Below are 19,952 nucleotides of genomic sequence, written 5' to 3'. Positions count from 1 at the left end.
GCGTTTATACGCACTTCCGATACCATCGCGTACGACGTATAGTTTCGGTCTCGCAAGATTGAGCCAGGAGAACGCCCATGAAAAACACCGACAAGACATCCGCCCTGGATCTCAAACTCACCGACTTCCTGTGTTTTGCGGTCTATTCCACCAACCTGGCCTTCGGCAAGGCCTACAAGCCGATGCTCGAACGGCTCGGCCTGACCTATACGCAATACATCACCCTCGTTGCGCTGTGGGAGGAAGACAACCAGACCGTTGGCAGCCTCGGCGAAAAGCTGTTTCTCGAATCCAATACCCTCACGCCGATTCTGAAGAAGTTGGAAGCGATGGGTTATTTAATGCGCCAGCGCGACCCGGAAGACGAACGCCAGGTGCGGATCAGTCTGACCAAAGAGGGGCGAAAACTGCGCGAAGGTCTCACCGAAGACGGCTTCCCGCAAACCGGTCTTGATCCCGACGACTTCGTGCAGATGCAGAAGGCCATTGTGAAGTTACGGGGCAATCTCATTCGATCGACCAAGGACAGAGAGTAAGTCGTATCGAGTAAAGTGAGTGGCCCCGGATTTGCGAGGCGCACCCCGCAGAGAAACCCTGGCCCTCCCGTCTGACACCCCCCGATTCGGAGTGAGCCCCCCACTAATGGGGGCTTTTGCTCAGCGGTATTCGCATCTTCATTAGCCGGTTACTTCAATCGCTGGCCAATGTTTGCGGATCTTTCAGGTCACCATGCCTATTTAATACAACGCTGGCAGAGTAATTGCTGAGTGAGCTTGTCCCGTTCATGCAAGGTGCAGGGCCGGGATGCTGTGGAGCTGTCAGTACTCCATTGAGTGATTGCCTGTAGCCATCGGTTTGCATCACGAAGTAGCCCTGGCTTCTCAATACCGGGCTCACTCAATAGAAGTACTGCAGTCATCCTCTGCAACCGTCCAGGGGAAATGCTTATGAGCCACTCCAGACATACGTGCGCGCAGGTAGCACTGCACCGGTTGTGCTTTCTAACCTGCCTGCTGACGGTAACGCTGGTGGCGGCTGACGAACTTCAGGGCGATGACAATCAAAACAATGAGAAGTGGCTGGAGCCGGCACGCTCCAGGCTCATGCATGTGATTGGCGCGATGCCGTTCTTTCCGCATCGGGCCAATACCACCGGCAACCTGGTCTTGAATGTGAAGGACTTCGACAATGCCCAGGTTTGTGGCGCTTGCCATACGGAGATCTACAGGCAGTGGCGCTCGTCGATGATGTCCCAGGCCTGGGATGAGCCCATCTATCGGGCCTTGCTCAAGCGTGCGAGCGCGGCCACCGAGGGCAAGGTCGATAACTTCTGCACCGGCTGCCATACCCCGATCGGTCTCACCACCGGGCAGATCACTTCGCAAGTCAACCGCTCCTCGATTGAAGACAGTGCGAAGAATCATCCGATGCCCGGGGTCGATTGCGACACCTGCCACAACATCAGTGCCCGCACGGGCCTCGATAACGGCGCCTATGTTCTGAGCCCGCGAGCGCACGGCAAACCGACCAAGTTCGGCCCGCGCAAGGATGCCGTTTCGCCTTATCACGACACCGTGTATTCCGCTCTGCACACGCGCTCGGACTTTTGCGGCACCTGCCACAACGTCACGCACCCGTTCAGCAGCGTGGCGGTGGAGCGCACTTATGACGAATGGCAGGAGAGCACGTACAGCCTTAACAATGTGACCTGCCAGAGTTGCCACATGCCGGGCTTTGCGGGCAAGGCCGCGATCATGGGGCCAGACCGTAAGGAGGTGGCCTCGCATTGGTTCAGCGGAGCCAACGCGACGATGCTCAAGCATCTTGGTCAGGAGGAGGGCGCGCAACGCGCACGCGACATGCTCGCGCGCGCGGCGCAAATAACGTTCCAGCAACTGCCGGCCGCCATCATTCCCGGACAATACGCCTCGGTAGCCGTCAAAGTGACCAACGTCGGCGCAGGGCACAAGCTGCCAACCGGCTTTCCCGAGGGGCGGGAGATGTGGATCGATTTTCGGGTGCAGGATGCCAGTGGTCGCGAGCTCTATCGCCTGGGTTCGATCAAGGACGGCAAGACTGAAGTCAACACGCGAAATTTCAAAGTGCACATAGGCGACAAGAACGGCAATCCATTGGACGTCGAGGTCTGGAATGCCACGCAGATACTCTCGGACAATCGCATTCTGCCCAAGGGCTACAATATCGGGGAGTTCTCCTTCCTGGTGCCGGCCGACGCCGTCGGACCGCTGACCCTGACAGCCGATCTGAACTACTGGCCGTTTTCCCAGAAGCTGGCCGACTATCTGCTCGGCAAGGATAAGCTGCAGGTGGAAATCACCCGGATGGCCAATGTCACGCAGAGCGTACCCCTGTCGACCGGATCCGATACGGCGAAGCGAGTGGTACCCGCGAAGTTGAAACTCGACGACGCTAGCGCTTACTACAAAGAATGAACATGTCATTACCATCGTCGAACAGGTAACGCGTCACGGACAGCCACTGCATCCAGTAACTCGCGCTATAGCAAGTGGCTCTTGTGGGGCTGGTAACTGCGCAGCAAATCAACATGCAGACTGTGCCGGCCCAGTACCCGTCGGAGTCTGCCAACCATGTCCACACCGTCGACTTTCAAGCGGGCCTGACGCAGGCACACCTTAACCAGGATGTGCCCACGCTCGGTCAACTTCACCGCATTGCTCAGGTAGTTGAGCAGAGACGACGCTAGCCTTTGCCTCCGCTAACACCGCTGCCGCTACTACCGCTACCGCTACTGCTGCCGCTAACACCGCTGCCGCTACTACCGCTACCGCTACTGCTGCCGCTACTACCGCTGCCGCTGCCGCTGCTGCCGCTACCGCTGCCATCTTCCTGGTTATTGTCGACCTCGACCTGTGGCCCCACACCATCTCCCGTACGGAATGTCGGTAACGCAACCGAGGCCACGAATCTCACGCCGTCCCAGCTTGGCAATGGAGTGGGCATCAATTGGAACTGGCCCGGGTGCTCAGAGTCCCAACGCAGCAGCATCGACGTGTCCTCATGCTGTGTGTTGTGGCAGTGCTCCATGTAGGTACCGGCAAACTCACGGATGCGGATGGCCATTTCGACATTGTCGAGGCTCTCAGGATGACGGCCTATATTGTAGATATCTTTGCGCGCCCCTTTTTCCCATTCGGGTGGTGTCTTGCCACCTCGAGTGAGAATGATCCCTTCCTCGAAGTGCACATGCACCGGGTGACTCCAGCCATTGCCGCCGTTCTCGATCTTCCAGATTTCCAGCGTGCCTTCACCCTTGAACCCTGCCGGTGTCGGGCCAGTGGCCAGTTGTGGTGCGGCTGAAATCCGGCGCGGGTCCATGTTGAAACCTTCGCCGCCATCGGTCTTGATCGTCCAGGGCTTGAAATCCGTGCCGTTGGAGCGGCCAAAGATAAAGGTGCGGTGCCGCGCCTGGGCAAGCCGGGCGATATCGGCAGGGTCATCACGGTGCAAGGGCAGGGGGATCATGAACTTGCCCTCGGGCTTGCCAGGCTTGGCGGGCTCGAAGTCGACCGGATTCATGCTGACATCCTGGCCGGTGTAAGGCTGGACGTTCAGTTGCATGAACACGCCCACGCCCGGGTCACCGTTGACCCACTGTGGCCCGTGGCTGGTTTGCCTGACAACGGGCAGGTACTTCCCGGAGAGTACATCCGCCAATGGAATGTCACGTTCGGGACGCTTGCCGTTTTCATGCTCCTCGATGTTGACGAAGAAAATCCTGTCGCCCGGCTTGATACCGTTTTTCGCGAAGTCGACGACGATGTCATAGCGTTCGGCAATGCCCTGTATCGGCAAAATGGCATTGTGGTCCTGTGTGTCGCCGTCGCCATCGAGGTCCAGGCTGCCATCGAACGGCACTGCGTGCTCCATGATATTGCCGTCGTTGGCAATCATGTGGAACGGCACCCGGTTGTATGAAACCCCGGAGCTTTTCGGGCCAGGAAACTCGCCACCATTACCATTGACCTGACGCACCAACGCCAGCTTGAAGTAGCGAGAAACCGATCCGTTGAGAATGCGCAAACGGTAGCGGCGGGCACGCACGTCCAGGAAGGGCTTGTACTCCCAGTTGGTCAGGACCTGATCACCGAGAAAACCGTCGGTATTGAAGGGGTTGAACCACAACTGGCCGGCCTTGTCCCAGGCCTTGTCGGCGATCGTCAGGTTGACGTCATAGTCGCGGTTACCCCACCCCAGCCCCGAACCGCTGGGCAGGCGCAGGTTGACCCCGTCGTCGACCGACTCGTTGCCACGATCCACGGCGCTGTAGTAGTTCATCATCGTTGCATTGCCCTTGTAGACATTCTGCGCGGTGAAATCGAGCATGTGGTCGTGGAACCAGTGGGTGCTCATGGTTTCGCGCCAGTCGCCACGGATCTTGATGGTGCCGCGGTCGCAAGTCTTGAAGCCGGGGTTGGCGTCGTTGACGAAAAGCTTTTCACCGGGGTCGCACGGGAACGCCGCACGCGGATCCTGAGCGCTGGTGTTGATGCTGTCGTAACCGGCCAACTGGATCGGCCAGCGATAGTCGTAGTACTGACCCGGGAAGAAGAACGCGTTGGCAAAGCCATCGCTTTCCGCGGGCGAGTGGCCGTTATGCTCGTGGGTGGTGATGGTGTGCAGGCCAAAGCCCCGGTTGGCCGATGGGTCAATAGGCAAGGCATCGTAATGACGCATCAGCATCGCCTGGCCATAGCGTACTTGCAGCAGTTTGGGCGGAAAGGTGCCGTCGAAAGTCCACAGCGCATTATGGTCCTGGACAGGGAAGTTGTCGTGAAATTGCACTTGTATGCCCTTGGTTGTGCCCTCGTTGGCCGGGTTGCCGCTGGTGTTGTGATAGAGCCCGCCTGGCGCAAATTCCCCCACGGCGTAGTTATGCCGTTGCATACGATCTCGTAAGCCGCTGTTGACGTGCGCGCCTGCTTGCACAGTCTTGAAGGCGTTGCGCGGGAAAAACTCATTGAAACGCTGGTGCGACCAACCTTTTCCCGGTGGCCGGCCTTCTGCGGGCGAATCGACTCGGCGATTGAGGAAATCCTCGATCTGCGCCTTCCACGGGTTGCGGTCCAGTACATTGGAGAACTCTGTCGGGAAGGGCGTCAAAGCTGGCTGCCTGAGAAAGGCATCCAGCGCAGCCGGCGACGGGCCGCTACGCGCCACCTTCAAGGGATCCTGCGCCGGTGCGGGGCCCAGCGTCGGAACCGGAAACGGAACAGGTGATGGAGGGTCGGCCGCATCCAGTTTGTTCGAGCCGAACTCCTCGAAAAGCTCGAGCTTCTGTGTGAACGGTTGAACCCCGAACACCGGGCTGGCATTACCGTTAGTGGGGATATTGAAGCTGGGTTGCAGATCGGGTGGCAGCACATTGTCGACCAAGGGGGTCTGGCGGTTACCGGCCACACCATTGGGTAAGTCGAAGGCGCCGACGTTTGCGGGAGGCTGCTTGAGCAAGTCCCTCAATGCGGCATTGGGGTCGGCGGGCGGATTGGTGAACGCCGATGGGTCGGTAGGAGGCGGGGGATCGGTGTTGTCGAGGGGGACTGCCTGGGTCTGGGACAAGCCCAGCCCCAACATGATCGCGGCAGCAGAGATACTCAGCGCCAGCCTGGTTTTGGACAAAAGACTAGGATTCAACCTTCCGGTATCCAGTTTCATCGCAAACACCTCTGACGGGTTCCTCGGAGCGTGGCAATAGATGAGCAACGAGCCACGGCTCCTGGCCCGGCTGGCGAAATGTTTGATTTCGAGCCGGGATGGGAACGATGCAAATTTCCCGCCGAAAGTGACAGGAGGTGACTAATGGCTCTACGCCACGCCCCCCCTTGTCCGCGGGCTTCAAGCTGGCGTATGGGCAGCCAGGATGAATACCCCGATGACGGGGAATATCCCCCAATAAAGGGTGCGATTGTGCGGGGTGTCTGGGTCAGGAGAAGTGGCTGTTTTCTGAATGTATCGATGACCGGCTGCTTTCATTCGTCCCGACTTCATCGGTGCCCGCTGTTGGCAGAAGTGACTAGTGCGTGAGGGCAGGGATACTGACCACTGGACCTGGGTATCGTTTTGCTACCTGAGGGCATCGCTGAGCAAGACCTGATCAATGGAAAGCTGCTTAAGGTCTTGCCTCAATGGCACGCCACTTCGGTTTCAGTGTTTGCGCTGACCGAGACGCGCCTGTTGCCGGCGAAAACCCAGCGGTTCATCGAGTTTTTGCGCGATCAACTGGAAGGCGCATAAGCATCCGCGCCACGAGTACCTGTGGCCAGCCAGTCGGGGGCTCCGGTTAAACCCCCGTATTTGTTGGCCTAAGTCCGTTCCTGAAGCAGGCCATGGCATGTCATTACGGACTGTCACCCAAGGCGACAATCGTTTTTTCACCTTCAGACTTCGTTAAGAAATGCCTTTGATACTTCTCCCCAATTGATCCGGGGGAGATGTTTTCAATGTCCGATTTCAACTGGAACGTTCAGTTGCCGCTGCACTTTGGCCTGACCGAAGCGCAGCAGATGTATCTCGTCAGGGCCTTGCCGGACGCCCCGCAACGAAGCGCCTTCGAAGCCTTTATCCAGCAACGCTTTCGTAAGGCCCACAGTGCCGATATTCGCCACTTCATGCCGGAGCTGTTTGGCATGAGCGAGGCGTCCGGCGCGCTTTGCGCGGTGATTGGCGTGCGTCTGGCGCGCAGCGGACCGCTGTTCCTGGAAGGTTACCTGGACGATCCGATCGATCCGCTGATCAGTGCCGCGGCCGACCAGACCGTAAGTCGCTCAGCCATCGTAGAGGTAGGCAATCTGGCTGCCAGCGACACCGGCAGCGCACGGATGAGCATCATCGCGATGACCTACCTGCTGGCCATGGGGGGGCTGGAATGGGTTGCCTTCACCGGGAACCTGGGGCTGGTCAATAGCTTTCACCGCCTTGGCTTGAAGCCCGTGACCCTGTGTGCTGCCGACCCGGCGCGTCTGGGCGAGGACCGCCACGCCTGGGGTAGCTACTACGAAAGCAAACCGTGGGTTCATTTCGGCAATGTTCGCTCCGGTTTCATTCATTTGCGCAACATTGGCCTGTTCAGTCGCCTGGGCTTGCCGACCTCTATTGAAGGTGCCTGCCATGTCGCCTGAAATGGAGCGCTTCAAACAGACCCTGCGTAATCATGCTGAGCAAAAAACCAACGCCATTGCGTTGTGGGGCGATCATCTGAAGCTGGACTACGCCACGCTGTATGCCGAGGTCATTTTTCGCCAGCAGCGCCTGCGCGATGAACGGGTCAGGGTGGTCGCCCTGGCGCTGGACAATGGCGTCGAAGCTCTGCTCTGGGACCTGGCCGCGTTGTTCGAGGGTTTGACCTGTGTAGCCTTGCCGCCTTTTTTCAGTCCGGCGCAACGCAGGCATTGCCTGGAGCAAAGCCAGGCCGAGCTCGTCATTGCCGAGCCGCAATTGCACGACGAACTGCTGGCGACCGGGTATCAGAAGTGCGGCGAGTTCTGGCACCGCACGTTCAATGGCCCGAACCGGATGCTTGAAGGCACTGCCAAGTTGACCTTCACCTCGGGCACCACAGGCACACCCAAGGGCGTGTGCTTGAGTGCCGACAGCATTCTGCGGGTCGCTCATGAGCTGCACCTGGCCAGCAAACCCACCGATCCGCAACACCACTTGGCGCTGCTGCCGCTGGCCATTTTGTTGGAGAACATCGGTTGTTACGCTGCACTGTATGCCGGCGCCACCTTGAGCCTGCCCGGCCCGAAAACCCTGGGAATTGAAGGCGCCAGCGGTGTGGATGTGCCGACATTGTTGAGTTGCCTGGCCAGCCGATCGCCCCAGAGTCTGGTTCTGGTACCGCAGTTGTTGCTGATGCTGGTCAACGCTGCCGAGCAAAAGGCTTTCGACCCACAGCACCTGCGTTTTGCCGCCGTGGGTGGTGCCCGGGTCAGCGAAGATCTACTGCATCGCGCTCAACGCGTGCGCATCCCCGTCCATGAAGGTTATGGGCTGTCGGAATGCGCGTCGGTCGTGTGCCTCAATCGCCCGCAAGCACAGCGCCCCGGCAGTGTCGGACGGCCATTGCCCCATGTAGAGATTCGCCTGGCGGAGGACGGCGAAGTGCTGATCAAGGGTTCAACCTTGCTGGGCTATCTGGGAGAGGCGCCGCACACCGCCCAGTGGTGGCCCAGCGGCGATCTCGGCGAGTTCGACGCCGAGGGTTTTCTCTACCTCAAGGGACGCAAGAAACATCAATTCGTCACCAGTTTCGGGCGCAACGTGAACCCCGAGTGGGTGGAAGCCGAATTGACCCAACGCGGGCCTGTCGCCCAGGCCTTCGTCTATGGCGAGGCCATGCCCCATAACCATGCACTGCTCTGGCCCCATCGCCCGGACTGCACAGACGAACAACTGGCCGCCGCCGTGGCCCAGGCCAACGAGGCGTTGCCCGAGTACGCCCAAGTCCATCACTGGAGCCGGCTCGACCAACCCTTCACTGCCACCAACGGCTTGCTCACCGCCAATGGCCGGCCCCGCCGTGACGCCATCGTCGAACGCTACCGGGGGCAATTGAGCGAATCTGCATTTTCCGAGGAATCCGCACCATGAGTTTTTTTGACACGTTGCAAAAAGCCACTGAGCAAGAACGCATTGAGTTGTTCAACCTGCCGATCATCCGTGATGCGCTGGAGGGCGACGTCAGCCTGGAAAGTTACCGGGCCTTTCTGGCTCAGGCCTATTACCACGTGCGCCATACCGTGCCGTTGATGATGGCCTGTGGTGCGCGGTTGGCATCACGTCTGGAATGGCTGCGCGAAGCGGTATGTGAATACATCGAGGACGAATACGGCCACGAACAATGGGTACTCAATGATATTGAAGCCTGCGGCGGTGACAGAGCCGCTGTACGGGACGGACGCCCGTCATTGCCGATCGAATTGATGGTCAGCTTCCTTTACGACCTGATTGCCAGGGACAATCCGGTGGGGCTGTTCGGCATGGTCAACGTACTTGAAGGCACGAGCATCGCCTTGGCCACACACGCCGCCGGCAGCATTCGCCGGCGCCTGGACTTGCCGGAAAGCGCCTTCAGCTACCTCAGTTCCCACGGCTCGCTGGATATCGAACATATGCAGACCTACCGTCGATTGATGAACCGTCTTGAAGACCCGGGCGACCAGGCCGCCGTCATTCATGCCTCCAAAGTGGTGTACCGGCTCTACACCGATATGTTTCGTGGCTTGCCGCGTAACGGGGAGAACCTGCATGCGCCTGTCTGAAGCTCGCGTCGTGTTGACCGGTGCCAGCGGCGGCATCGGCCGGGCCATCGCCACCGCACTGTGCGCCAGTGGGGCCCAGGTGCTGGCCGTGGCTCGGCATCGGGAACCGTTGGTGCCGCTGCTTGAGCGTTATCCCGGTAACCTGAGTTGGGTCCGTGCGGACCTGACGTTGCTCTCCGACCGCCGTCAGGTGTTGGCGCAGGCCCAGGGCATCGGTGGCATCAACCTGCTGATCAATGCCGCCGGGGTCAATCATTTCGCCATGCTCGAACAGCTGGACGACAGCGAGATCAATTCGATGCTCGCGGTGAACATCAGTGCGCCTATGTGCCTGACAAAACTTTTGTTGCCGCAGCTAAAGCAAGCCGCCAGTGCCATGGTGGTAAACGTCGGTTCGACCTATGGATCCATCGGCTACCCCGGCTACGCCAGTTACTGCGCCACCAAGTTTGCCCTGCGCGGGTTCTCTGAGGCCCTGCGCCGGGAGTTGGCCGACACTCGGGTCAATGTGCTTTACGTCGCCCCGCGAGCGACCCGTACCAGCATGAACAGCCCGGCGGCCCAGGCGCTGAATGATGCGCTCAAGACCAATGTCGACGATCCGCAAGCCGTGGCGGCCGCAGTGATTCACGCCATTGCCGGTGACCGTCGCGACTTGTACTTGGGCTGGCCCGAACGTTTTTTTGTACGCCTGAACAGCTTTTTGCCCCATCTGGTGGACCGTGGGTTGCGCAAACAATTGCCCCTGATCCGCCGCCTGAGCCAGAAACCCGACCAGGAGAATGTCAAACCATGAGAAAGATCATCGCTTGCCTACTGCTTGGCGCAATGAGCCAGAGCGTCTGGGCGCTGGACCCCGCCGACCAGCAACGCCTCAACGGTATCCAGCAAAGCTGGGCGCACATTCAATACGAGTTGCCCGAGGGGCAACGGACCGTGGCTTTTGAAAAGCTGGCCGCTCAGACTTCGAGTTTCAAGCAGGAGCGCCAAACGGTGGCTGAGGCCTGGATCTGGTCTGGCATCGTCACCAGTAGCTGGGCGGGCGCACAGGGTGGGCTGGGTGCGCTGAGCAAGGTCAAGGATGCGAAAGCCGATCTGGAAACAGCCTTGACCCTGGACCCCAAGGCCCTGCAAGGCTCAGCCTATACCAGTCTGGGGGCTCTCTATGACCGCGTACCGGGCTGGCCCATCGGTTTCGGCGATTCGGACAAGGCCGAACAGTTGCTCAAGCTGGCATTGCAAATGAACCCCAACGGCATCGACAGCCTGTACTTCTGGGGCGATCACCTCTACCGTCAGAAGCGTTATGTTGAAGCCAGGGCAGCGCTGCAAAAAGCCTTGCAGGCTGCGCCTCGTCCTGGCCGCGAGAGCGCTGACGTCGGGCGCCGCAAGGAGATCGAGACGCTGTTGGTGGATGTGAACAAGAAACTCGGCTGACAGGAGACCCTGTGCGCTTATTACTCATAGAGGATGACGTGGCGCTCGGCGAGGGTATTCATCAGGCCCTCAGCCGGGAAGGTTATACCGTCGACTGGTTGCAGGACGGCAACAGTGCCTTGCACTCGCTGCGCAGTGAAATCTTCGATCTGGCGGTGCTCGACCTTGGCCTGCCACGCATGGACGGTCTCGAAGTGCTCAGGCGCTTGCGTGACAGCGGTTCCAATCTGCCGGTGTTGATCCTGACCGCGCGCGATGCCACCGAAGACCGTATCGCCGGTCTGGATGCCGGCGCCGATGACTACCTGATCAAGCCTTTCGACCTGGCAGAATTGAAGGCGCGCATACGTGCGTTGCTTCGTCGCAGTGCCGGGCGTGGACAATCGCTGATCGAGCACGCAGGTATCAGCTTGAACCCCGGCACCCAGCAAGTCAGCTACAAAGGCGAGCCAGTAGCCCTGACACCTAAGGAATACCAGTTGCTCCACGAACTGCTCTCGCCACCGGGTCGGGTAATGACTCGCGATCATCTGATGCAGTTGCTGTACGGCTGGAACGAGGAGGCCGAAAGCAACACCCTGGAAGTGCACATCCATCACCTGCGCAAGAAGTTCTCCACCGATCTGATCCGCACCGTCCGTGGTATCGGCTACTTGGTGGAGGAGCGTCGATGAGCTCTATCCGGCGTCGGACCCTGGTCCTGATCATCGGCCTGATGCTCGCCGGCCTGGCCGTGATCAGTGTGTTGAATCTGCACGACAGCAACCACGAAATCGCCGAAGTCTATGATGCCCATCTGGCCCAGAACGCTCGCCTGCTACAAGGCGTCATGCGTATGCCCATGGTGAGCAAGGAACATGCGGATCTGTACAAGGCTTTCAACCAGGCCCTGAACGAGGCGACGCCCGGGGGCGAGGGGCATCCGTATGAAACGAAAATTGCGTTTCAGGTCTGGAACGCCAGGAACGAAGTGCTGGTACATACGGCCAGTTCTCCGTCCTTCAGCACACCCGCGGTCACACCAGGTTTCAGCGATGTAGTCGACCTGAACAACCGGCATTGGCGTGCCTTCCTGCTTGTAGACAAGCAGAACAACCTGCGCATCTGGGTGGGCGAACGGGACGACGTGCGAATGGACTTGGTGGACCGCATCGTACGCCACACACTGTGGCCCAATATCCTGGGGAGCTTGTTGCTGGCCGCCATGATCTGGCTGGCCATCGGCTGGGGACTCAAGCCACTGGTCAATATGGCTGCAACGCTGCGGGCCCGGCATCCCGGTTCACTCGAACCCTTGCAATTGACGCCGCTACCCACTGAGCTTGAGCCCATGCAGGCCGCCCTCAATCGTATGCTCGCGCAAATTCAGGACGTCATGGGGCGCGAGCGACGCTTTATCGCCGACGCCGCCCACGAAATGCGTACACCACTGGCCGTGCTCAGGATCCACGCTGAAAACCTGATGGCGGCGGGGAGTGAAGCGGATCGTCGCGCATCGCTCGAATTCTTGATTGCCGGCGTGGACCGTACCAGCCGACTGGTTAACCAATTGCTGACGATGGCTCGTATAGAACCTACAGCAGGGACTAAAGCGCCTGTGCCTATTGATCTGGCCAGCACCGTTCGCGAAAGCCTGGTTCAGTTGACGCCCTGGCTACTGAGCAAGGGGCTTGAGCTGGTTTTTGATGTCAGGGACGACATCAGTCTTGCCAGAGTCGACCCCGCTGCGATCGATATTGCCTTGAACAACCTGGTGACCAATGCGGCGAATTTCTCTCCCCGGCACGGAGTGATCACCGTCAGGCTCGTAGAAAAGGAAAATAGCTACGAACTGACTGTCGAAGATGAGGGGCCGGGCATCAATGAGCAGGATCGTGAACGGCTTTTCGAGCGTTTCTACAGCAGCGGAAATCATCAGGGTGCAGGGTTGGGGCTGACTATCGTCAAGGCCATTGCCGATCGCTTTGGCGGGCAGATCAAACTGGAGAACCGCAGCCCTGGAGGGTTACGCGCTACGTTGGAAATTCGTCGCTCTTGACGTTGTTCCTGGTGTTGTCTGGCGCAACCGAAAAATCACTTCGGCAAACCCCAGGCGTTGGCTCAGGCAAGGCGTTATGCCGGGCGTCCGTTCAAGCCGGCCGCACCGCCAGGATTTGCTCGATCAGCCACGCCAGCGCCGGCTCATGTTGGCGTTGCGCCAGATACACCAGTTCGAGGTGGAACGAGCCGACGTCGAAGGGCAGTTCGAACACCTGTAGCGGTAGCAACTGCGCGAATTGATTGGCCAATTGGGTCGGCAGGACGACGCTCAAGTCGGAATGGGCGACCAGGTGCGCCGCCTGCAGGTAGTTGGGCGTGGTGTAGACGATTTTACGCGACAGGCCTTGCTTGCCCAGCCATTGGTCGACCATGCCCCGCGACTGGCCGCCACTCACCCAGAGATGGCGCAGCCCCAGAAAGTCATCCAGTGTGAGTGTGTTGTGTGCCAGCGGATGTTGCTTGCGCACGGCCAGCCGCAGGGTTTCGCTGTGCCAGGCCCGGCGGGTGAAACGCGCCGGCACTTCTTCGAAGCGTCCCAGAACCATGTCCAGTTCACCCCTATCCAGCAGTTCGGCAGGAAGGCTGGGGGCCAGGTGAGCAACGTCGATACGCAGGTTTGGCGCCAGCTCTCCCAGGCGTGCCAGCAAGGGCGGCATGCACAGCTGCTCGACAAAGTCGGTCAGGGCGATGCGCACCTGCTGCTGGCTCAGGCGTGGGTCGAAGGTTTCCCCGGCATTGAGTGTCTGTTCGATCTGTTGCAAGGCCGCGCGAATCGGCCCCTCAAGCGCCAGCGCCCGGGAGGTGGGTTGCATGTGGCGGCCAACCCGCACCAGCAAGGGGTCGTCGAACAGTGAACGTAGGCGGGCGAGGGCGTTGCTGACGGTGGGCTGGCTGAGGGCCAGGCGCTCGGCCGCTCGCGACACGTTCTGTTCGCGCAGCAGCATATCGAGGACGCGGAGCAAATTCAGATCGAAGCTTTTTAAATTCAAATTACAAATACCAGGCATATGAAAATGAAATTTCAAAAATAGTAGGCGCCTGCTTAGGGTGACGGCAATCTTTTCCGCTGCGCCAACCCATGAGGCCGACATGAAGTATCAAGCTCCCCTGCGCGACATGCGTTTTGTGCTGCACGAAGTGTTCGATGTCAGCGGCCATTGCGCGCGGTTGAACAATGGGCTGGACCGGGAAACCATCGACGGCGTCCTCGAAGAAGCCGCCCGCTTCGCCGCCGAAGTGGTCGCGCCGCTGAACCGCAACAGTGACGAGCAGGGCTGTCAGTTGATCGACGGCCACGTCACAACGCCCCAGGGATTTCGCGACGCCTACCGGCAGTACGTTGATAACGGCTGGGCGAGCATGACCGGACCGCTGGAGTTCGCCGGCCAGGGTTTCCCGCAGCTGATTTCGGCCAGCTTCCACGAAATGCTGATGGCCGCCTCGTTGTCGTTTCGCATTTATTCCGGCCTCACCGAAGGCGCGGTGCTGGCTCTGCATCGACATGGCAGCGAGGCGCTCAAACAGGCTTACCTGGAGAAAATGGTCAGCGGTGAATGGTCCGGTACCATGTGCCTCACCGAGCCTCAGGCCGGTACCGACCTTGCCTTGCTGCGAACCCGTGCCCAACCTCAAGCCGACGGCAGCTATCAGGTCAGCGGCAGCAAGATTTTCATCAGTGGTGGCGAGCAGGACCTGACCGCCAACATCGTTCATCTGGTCCTTGCCCGTTTGCCGGATGCACCGGCCGGGGTGAAGGGCATCAGCCTGTTCCTGGTTCCCAAGTTCATGGCCGCTGCCGATGGAACTCCGGGGCCGCGCAATTCGCTGAGCTGTGGCGCACTGGAACACAAGATGGGCATCAAGGGCGCGTCCACCTGCGTGATGAACTTCGACGGCGCACAAGGCTGGTTGATCGGTGAAGCGAATCAGGGGCTGGCCTGTATGTTCACCATGATGAACGATGCACGCTTCCAGGTTGGCTTGCAGGGACTGGGCATCGCCGAGGCCGCCTTCCAGGGCGGCCTCGGTTATGCCCGTGAGCGCCTGCAATCGCGGGCCATCAGCGGCCCGGTGGCGCTGGAAAAGAGCGCCGACCCGATCATCGTGCACCCCGATGTTCGGCGCATGCTGCTGACGCAAAAAACCTTGAGCGAAGGCTGCCGCTTGCTCGCGGCCTACACCGCCCTGCAACTGGACCTCGAACACGGCGACCCGCAACCCGAGGCTCGCCAGAAGGCGAGTCGTCGGGCCGCGTTGCTGATTCCGATCGTCAAGGCCTTCTTTACCGACGTCGGCCAGGAAGTCGCCAGCCTGGGCGTTCAGTTGTACGGCGGCCACGGTTACATCCGCGAGTGGGGCATGGAGCAGTTGATGCGTGACAGCCGCATCACTCAGCTATACGAAGGTACCAACGGTATCCAGGCGCTGGATCTGCTGCGGCGCAAGGTGCTGGGCGACGGCGCAACGGAACTGGGCGCCTTGATCGATGAGCTGGCCGTGTATGTCGACGCGGCCGGCTCGCAAGCAGCGCTGAGGCAAATGGTCGAGGCAATGCAGCAGCGTCTCGCCGAGTGGCGTGAACTGGGTACCGAGGTGGTCGAGGCGTGTCGGCGTGATGTGCAGGAAATCGGCGCCATGTCGGTGGACTTCCTGGCGTACAGCGCTTACGTGCTGGTGGGCGGGCTGTGGTTACAGGCGGCTGTGCGTGCCCAAGCGGCACTGGATGCTGGTACCGACGAACCCGGGTTCTATCGGGCCAAGCTGCAAGCGGCGGATTTTTACTGGCGCCGGGTGCTGCCCCGTGCCAGTGGCCACCGCGAAAGCCTGCGGGGCGGAGCCCATTGCCTGATGGCCATGGACGAGGCTGACTTCGCCTTTTGATGGCAGCACAGTGCGGCGGTAACCGAGAGATTCCGGTTACCGCCGCGCTGCATGCACCGTCTATGTTCAGGCTTGCGCGGCGCTGACTTTGCCAGTGATCGTGGCATTCTTGCGGACCGCTTGATACAGCAGGCTGGACACCATGAACCCGACAATGGCCAGTACGCTCATCAACGAGAACACGTAGTTGTAGCCTTGTTGACCCGGGAAGTGATCAAGGATGGCGCCATAGATGACGTAGGCGAACATGCCCGGCGCATAGCCGATCAGGCAACCGATCCCGAAGGCTGAACCGGTGATGTGCTGGGGAATGCCGACTTCACCCATGGGTGCCCAGAATACGCCGCGCATGGAAAAGACTATCAGCGCGAAGGAGAGGGTGGCCGCCATGCCTGCGTAGATGAAATCCGGGCTTTTCGGGATGAGCATGATGACACCCATCAGCGGCAACAACGCCAGGAATGCCCACTTCAGATAGCGGCTGGAACTCTTGAACTGTTTGTCGGCAATGAAGCCACCGGCAGGGCCGCCCAGTATCTTGAGGAAGTACTGGTTGATGATGCCGTAGGCGCCCACCAGGGCCACGGGCAGCTCGTACATTTCCTTGAGGTAGGGAATGAAATAGGTCAGGCCGCAGTACACGATGTAGACCATGAACACGTTGAGGCTGACCAGCCAGATGCCCGGCACCTTGATGGCCTCGAACAGGTTCGACAACCCGTTCTTCGGCTTGACGGTCGACTGGGTTTTGCCGCTCTTGAGCAGCAGCCAGGTCAGGGTACCGGCAAGAATGTCGATGACCGAGTAGAACAGGATCGCCGATTTCAGACCGTTTTCACCGGAGCCCATGGCGACAAAGACGCCCAGCGCAGAGAAGGCGACCAGGGTATCGATGACGCCACGCCCGCCTTCGAGCAGGCCGAACAGGCGACCCTGTTCCTTATCGTCGCCAAGGTTGCGGATGGCTTTGAGCAGCGAAGGCCAAAAGAGGCAGTCGGCACACACGGCCAGCAGGCAGAACACCACCAGCAGATTGCTGAAGGGCGGGAAGGTCGCCAGGTAAAGTCCGAGGCCGCCGGTACCGATCAAGCCAAGGGGGATCAGCTTGCGCGTGTCGTACCGGTCGGCAAGCATGCCGCCCACCACGAACAGCGCAGTGGCGATGATGGCGTTGGCGCTCAGCAGCACGCCGATTTCAGTGTGGGACAGCCCCATGAATTCTTGCATGGGGATGTAGAAGGCGTCTTTGAGATTCGCCAGCTTGTAGATGGTGCCACCACCGAGGATGAGAATCAGGAATCTGAGCCATTTGGCCTTGTCTTGGGATGTCATTATTGTTCTCCAGGCGTTATTGGGTAGGCAGTGCCGGTCGGCACGTCAGGTTCAGGCGTTAGCGCAATGGGCCAGGGTCAACTCGGCCAGGGTGCGGAACTCGGCCAGCAGACCTCGTACGTAGGCGACCTGGTTGTTTGCCCAACGGTGCTCATCGGCCAGCATTCGCTCCAGCGAGAAGCCTTCCGGCAGCGCTGTTTCACTCATTTCCCGGTACGCAATGAACGGGTCGGCGGCTTCGTCGAGCTGGCGGAACGCCGGGGCGACGTAGTGGTTTTCCTGCTCCAGAATGAAGGCGATCACTTGCGGGGATGATTCGCCGAGCATCAGCAATTCGAACAACATGCGTGCGTTGGGCAGGTCGTCTTCGTCACAGCCTTGCAGCACGCCGTAATGCCCGAAGCCGTTTTGTTCAGGCACGATGCGCACACCCTTGAGGTGGGTCTGGCGTATGTGCGGCGCCAGGGTGCGCAGTGCCGCCAGGGGCTGCTCACAGGCATTGATCATGTTGCCGAAGTCGAACAGCGCGTGCAGGCGAGGGTGGTTCAGCCGGTTCAGCAGTTGCGCGATTTCGGCGCTCTTGAGTTCTTCATGCTGTTCGAAGTCGAAGAACAGGTCGTGCTCGTCTGCCTGTTGCGCGAGGTAGTGCAGGTCTGACTCGATCACGTCCATGACCCGGGACAACGCCCCTTCGTAGCGTGAGTAGACACGGATGTTGCGGGTGCCCAGCGTCTTGGCAATGGCGATCACTTGATCGACGTCTTTTTTCAGCGTGCTGCTGATTTCCAGATGCACATCCAGCCCCAGCGCATTGGCCTTGGCAGCGAACGCCAGAAGCTGCGCGGTTGTCATTTGACTGAGGCTGTTTTCCTCACCGTCGAGCAGGTGCAGGCTCAGGCCCTGCAGTTCGTGGCGATAGGCAAAATCCAGCAGGTCGCCAGGGGTGACACGGCCGTGGGTCAGGTTGGTCAGCAAGGGGTACGCATGGGCAAACAGGCGCAACTGTGCCAGTCGGTCGAGCAACCGGCCGGCCAGTGCCTCAGTCAGTACGGGGGGAGTTCCGGCCTCGACAGCCTTATGGCTGAGCAAGGCGTTGAATCGTTCCTGGATCTTATTGTTCATTCGAGTCGTTCCTGGTTCAGACACCGGGTCTACCGGCGCAGCCTTTATCGCGCCAGTCAGGAACTCTCGATAGATCCATTATCAGTTAAATCATAAGACCACTTGCCTTGGGTCAAGTGGCCGGTTGCAGGTAGCCCATTTTGTCCAAGGCCTGGGCCAGTGCTTCGACGCGCGCCTGGGCCTGGTCCTCGGGGGTGCTGGCAAAACCGATCAACAGCGCCGGTGGCAAGACATGTTCGACGCAGTAGTCACTCAGGGGATAGGTATGAATGTCATGCTGGCCGAGTTCCCTGGCCAGGGCGTCGTCATCGAGATGCGCGGGTAACCAGGCGATCAGGTGCATGCCGGCTTCCACTGGCGTGATCCTGAAGAAAGAGCCCAGTCGTTTCTGCAGTTGTTCGACCAGTGCCTGCTGGCGAGCCTGGTACAGGGCGCGCATTCGACGAATATGGCCGAGAAAGTGGCCTTCGCGCATGAAGTCCGCCGTGGCGGCCTGTAGCAGCGTGGGCGGGCTGCGATCCATGACCGCCCGCAGAGTGCAGAAGGGTTCGATCAAGGCGTTCGGCAGTATCACGTAACCCAGTCGCAGCGAGGGGAAGAGCACTTTGCTGAAGGTTCCGGCGTAGATGACCCGGGCCCATTGGTCCATGGCATAGAGTGCCGGCAGGGGGCGACCGTTGTAGCGAAATTCACTGTCGCAGTCGTCCTCGATGATCCAGCTTTGATTCTGGGCGGCCCAGTCGATGAGTTCCTGGCGTCGCCCATAACTCATGGTGACGCCCAAGGGATGCTGACGGGAAGGTGTGGTAAACACCAGGCGGGCGTCAGGACACAAAGCCAGGCCTTGCCGGACATCGATCCCCTGTTCGTCGATACGCAACGGCACGACCTGACCACCTTGGGCCTGGAGCGCAATTCGCGCCGCGATATGCCCCGGATCTTCCATCCAGAAACTGTCCTGCGGATTGAGCAACAGCATGCCCAGCAGGTTGAAGGCTTGCTGGGCGCCGGACACGATGACCACCTGATCGGCAGTGCAATCGATGCCACGGGCATCGAAGACGTACTCGGCAATCGCCTCGCGCAGGGCCAGCAATCCCTGCAGTTCGCCATAACCAAGCATGGCCTTGGTCGGCTTGTGCAGGTGACGGTTCAACAGCCGCTTCCAGACCGATTGCGGGAATGCATCGTAGGCGCTGTGGCTGGGCAGGAACGAGGTCGGGCTCCCGGTCGCCCAGTCCGCATAGGAAACGCCGCGAAAATGATCGCTGCGCAATGACAGCATGGACTGGCTCAGGTCGGACAGGCGCGGAGGCTGGCGCTTGTGTTCATCGTCTTCAATACCGCGGCTTTCCCATTCATGGCCGACATAGGTCCCGGCCCCGGTCCTCGACGTCAGAAAACCTTCGGCAATCAGTTGATCGAATGCATTGAGAATGCTGATTCGCGACAACTGCAGTTCCTTGCTCAGGGTCCGGGTGGAGGGCAGGCGCACGCCACCCTGAATCCTGCCACTGAGGATCTGTTTGCGAATCTGCAAGTAGAGTTGGCGGTACAAGGGGATGGAACTGGCACGGTCCAGCTCGATACCTGACAACAGCAAACCTGCGGAGGATTTCATTTTTGGTTCGTCTGGATGAAGTGTGGTTTGACCTGAATTGCCGTCAGGCACCCGGGGGCGAAAGGGTATCGAGGGGGGCTGGATAAGTCATCCACCACAGCGTCAGCGTCTCAATAATATGGCTGCCGAGTACGGCATTGCACTAACGCTTCTGTCGACCGCCCATGAAATTGAGACGATCGTTCTGAGTTGCATATAGGAATGATATGTATTTACTTACA

15 protein-coding genes and 1 pseudogene are annotated in these 19,952 nt (G+C 59.7%); 11 read left to right on the top strand and 5 right to left on the bottom strand.

Annotated elements, in window-relative coordinates:
* Positions 1-77 precede the first annotated feature (77 nt).
* Together J4D25_RS01470 and J4D25_RS01465 are read left to right on the top strand one after the other, a co-directional pair.
* Entirely contained in the window at positions 78-536 is a 459-nt protein-coding gene (locus J4D25_RS01470) for a MarR family winged helix-turn-helix transcriptional regulator (protein ID WP_057714893.1), read from the top strand.
* Between the two features lie 411 nt (positions 537-947).
* The gene (locus J4D25_RS01465; protein ID WP_057714892.1) at positions 948-2,453 is read left to right on the top strand and encodes a multiheme c-type cytochrome; all 1,506 of its coding nucleotides are present in this window, start codon (positions 948-950) and stop codon (positions 2,451-2,453) included.
* A gap of 268 nt (positions 2,454-2,721) precedes the next feature.
* Here J4D25_RS01465 and J4D25_RS01460 read toward each other — a convergent pair whose 3' ends face one another.
* Positions 2,722-5,613: a multicopper oxidase domain-containing protein gene (locus tag J4D25_RS01460; protein WP_241781152.1), complete on the bottom strand. Its 2,892-nt coding sequence runs from the start codon at positions 5,611-5,613 to the stop codon at positions 2,722-2,724.
* Positions 5,614-6,081: 468 nt separating this feature from the next.
* Here J4D25_RS01460 and J4D25_RS01455 point away from each other — a divergent pair.
* The 8 genes and pseudogenes from J4D25_RS01455 to J4D25_RS01420 form a co-directional block, all read left to right on the top strand.
* Positions 6,082-6,273, top strand: a pseudogene (locus tag J4D25_RS01455) (LysR substrate-binding domain-containing protein); the annotation flags it as partial.
* A gap of 206 nt (positions 6,274-6,479) precedes the next feature.
* A complete protein-coding gene (locus J4D25_RS01450; protein ID WP_057714890.1) occupies positions 6,480-7,157 on the top strand; it encodes a thermostable hemolysin in 678 nt (225 codons plus the stop codon).
* Complete coding sequence (locus J4D25_RS01445) at positions 7,147-8,628, top strand: AMP-binding protein (protein ID WP_057714889.1); 1,482 nt, start codon at positions 7,147-7,149, stop codon at positions 8,626-8,628. The genes J4D25_RS01450 and J4D25_RS01445 overlap by 11 nt, the downstream gene beginning before the upstream one ends.
* Positions 8,625-9,299 carry a TenA family transcriptional regulator gene (locus J4D25_RS01440; protein WP_057714888.1) on the top strand — a complete coding sequence of 225 codons (675 nt, stop codon included), beginning with the start codon at positions 8,625-8,627 and terminating at the stop codon, positions 9,297-9,299. The genes J4D25_RS01445 and J4D25_RS01440 overlap by 4 nt, the downstream gene beginning before the upstream one ends.
* Positions 9,286-10,095, top strand: a complete 810-nt coding sequence (locus J4D25_RS01435) for an SDR family oxidoreductase (protein WP_057714887.1) — start codon at positions 9,286-9,288, stop codon at positions 10,093-10,095. The genes J4D25_RS01440 and J4D25_RS01435 overlap by 14 nt, the downstream gene beginning before the upstream one ends.
* Positions 10,092-10,736 carry a tetratricopeptide repeat protein gene (locus J4D25_RS01430; RefSeq protein WP_057714886.1) on the top strand — a complete coding sequence of 215 codons (645 nt, stop codon included), beginning with the start codon at positions 10,092-10,094 and terminating at the stop codon, positions 10,734-10,736. Before J4D25_RS01435 ends, J4D25_RS01430 begins: the two co-directional genes overlap by 4 nt.
* 11 nt (positions 10,737-10,747) lie before the next feature.
* The gene (locus J4D25_RS01425) at positions 10,748-11,410 is read left to right on the top strand and encodes a response regulator (protein ID WP_057714885.1); all 663 of its coding nucleotides are present in this window, start codon (positions 10,748-10,750) and stop codon (positions 11,408-11,410) included.
* Positions 11,407-12,774 carry an ATP-binding protein gene (locus tag J4D25_RS01420; protein ID WP_057714884.1) on the top strand — a complete coding sequence of 456 codons (1,368 nt, stop codon included), beginning with the start codon at positions 11,407-11,409 and terminating at the stop codon, positions 12,772-12,774. The genes J4D25_RS01425 and J4D25_RS01420 overlap by 4 nt, the downstream gene beginning before the upstream one ends.
* 91 nt (positions 12,775-12,865) lie before the next feature.
* On the opposite strand, the gene J4D25_RS01415 is transcribed toward J4D25_RS01420, so the two are convergent.
* Complete coding sequence (locus tag J4D25_RS01415; protein ID WP_057714883.1) at positions 12,866-13,783, bottom strand: LysR family transcriptional regulator; 918 nt, start codon at positions 13,781-13,783, stop codon at positions 12,866-12,868.
* A gap of 82 nt (positions 13,784-13,865) precedes the next feature.
* On the opposite strand from J4D25_RS01415, the gene J4D25_RS01410 reads away from it, so the two are divergent.
* A complete protein-coding gene (locus J4D25_RS01410; RefSeq protein ID WP_057714882.1) occupies positions 13,866-15,656 on the top strand; it encodes an acyl-CoA dehydrogenase C-terminal domain-containing protein in 1,791 nt (596 codons plus the stop codon).
* 66 nt (positions 15,657-15,722) lie between these two features.
* On the opposite strand, the gene J4D25_RS01405 is transcribed toward J4D25_RS01410, so the two are convergent.
* The 3 genes from J4D25_RS01405 to J4D25_RS01395 all read right to left on the bottom strand — a co-directional run bounded on the left by J4D25_RS01405 (position 15,723) and on the right by J4D25_RS01395 (position 19,731).
* Positions 15,723-16,988 (bottom strand): nitrate/nitrite transporter, encoded by a 1,266-nt coding sequence (locus J4D25_RS01405; RefSeq protein WP_057714881.1) that lies wholly within the window; start codon positions 16,986-16,988, stop codon positions 15,723-15,725.
* A 51-nt stretch (positions 16,989-17,039) separates the two neighbouring features.
* Complete coding sequence (locus tag J4D25_RS01400) at positions 17,040-18,110, bottom strand: sugar phosphate isomerase/epimerase (RefSeq protein ID WP_057714880.1); 1,071 nt, start codon at positions 18,108-18,110, stop codon at positions 17,040-17,042.
* Positions 18,111-18,222: 112 nt separating this feature from the next.
* Complete coding sequence (locus J4D25_RS01395) at positions 18,223-19,731, bottom strand: PLP-dependent aminotransferase family protein (RefSeq protein ID WP_057714879.1); 1,509 nt, start codon at positions 19,729-19,731, stop codon at positions 18,223-18,225.
* Positions 19,732-19,952 lie beyond the last annotated feature (221 nt).

The organism is Pseudomonas sp. GW456-L13 (genome assembly GCF_017350115.1).
Taxonomy (GTDB): domain Bacteria; phylum Pseudomonadota; class Gammaproteobacteria; order Pseudomonadales; family Pseudomonadaceae; genus Aquipseudomonas; species Aquipseudomonas jessenii.
This window is presented reverse-complemented; position numbering and strand designations above follow the sequence as displayed.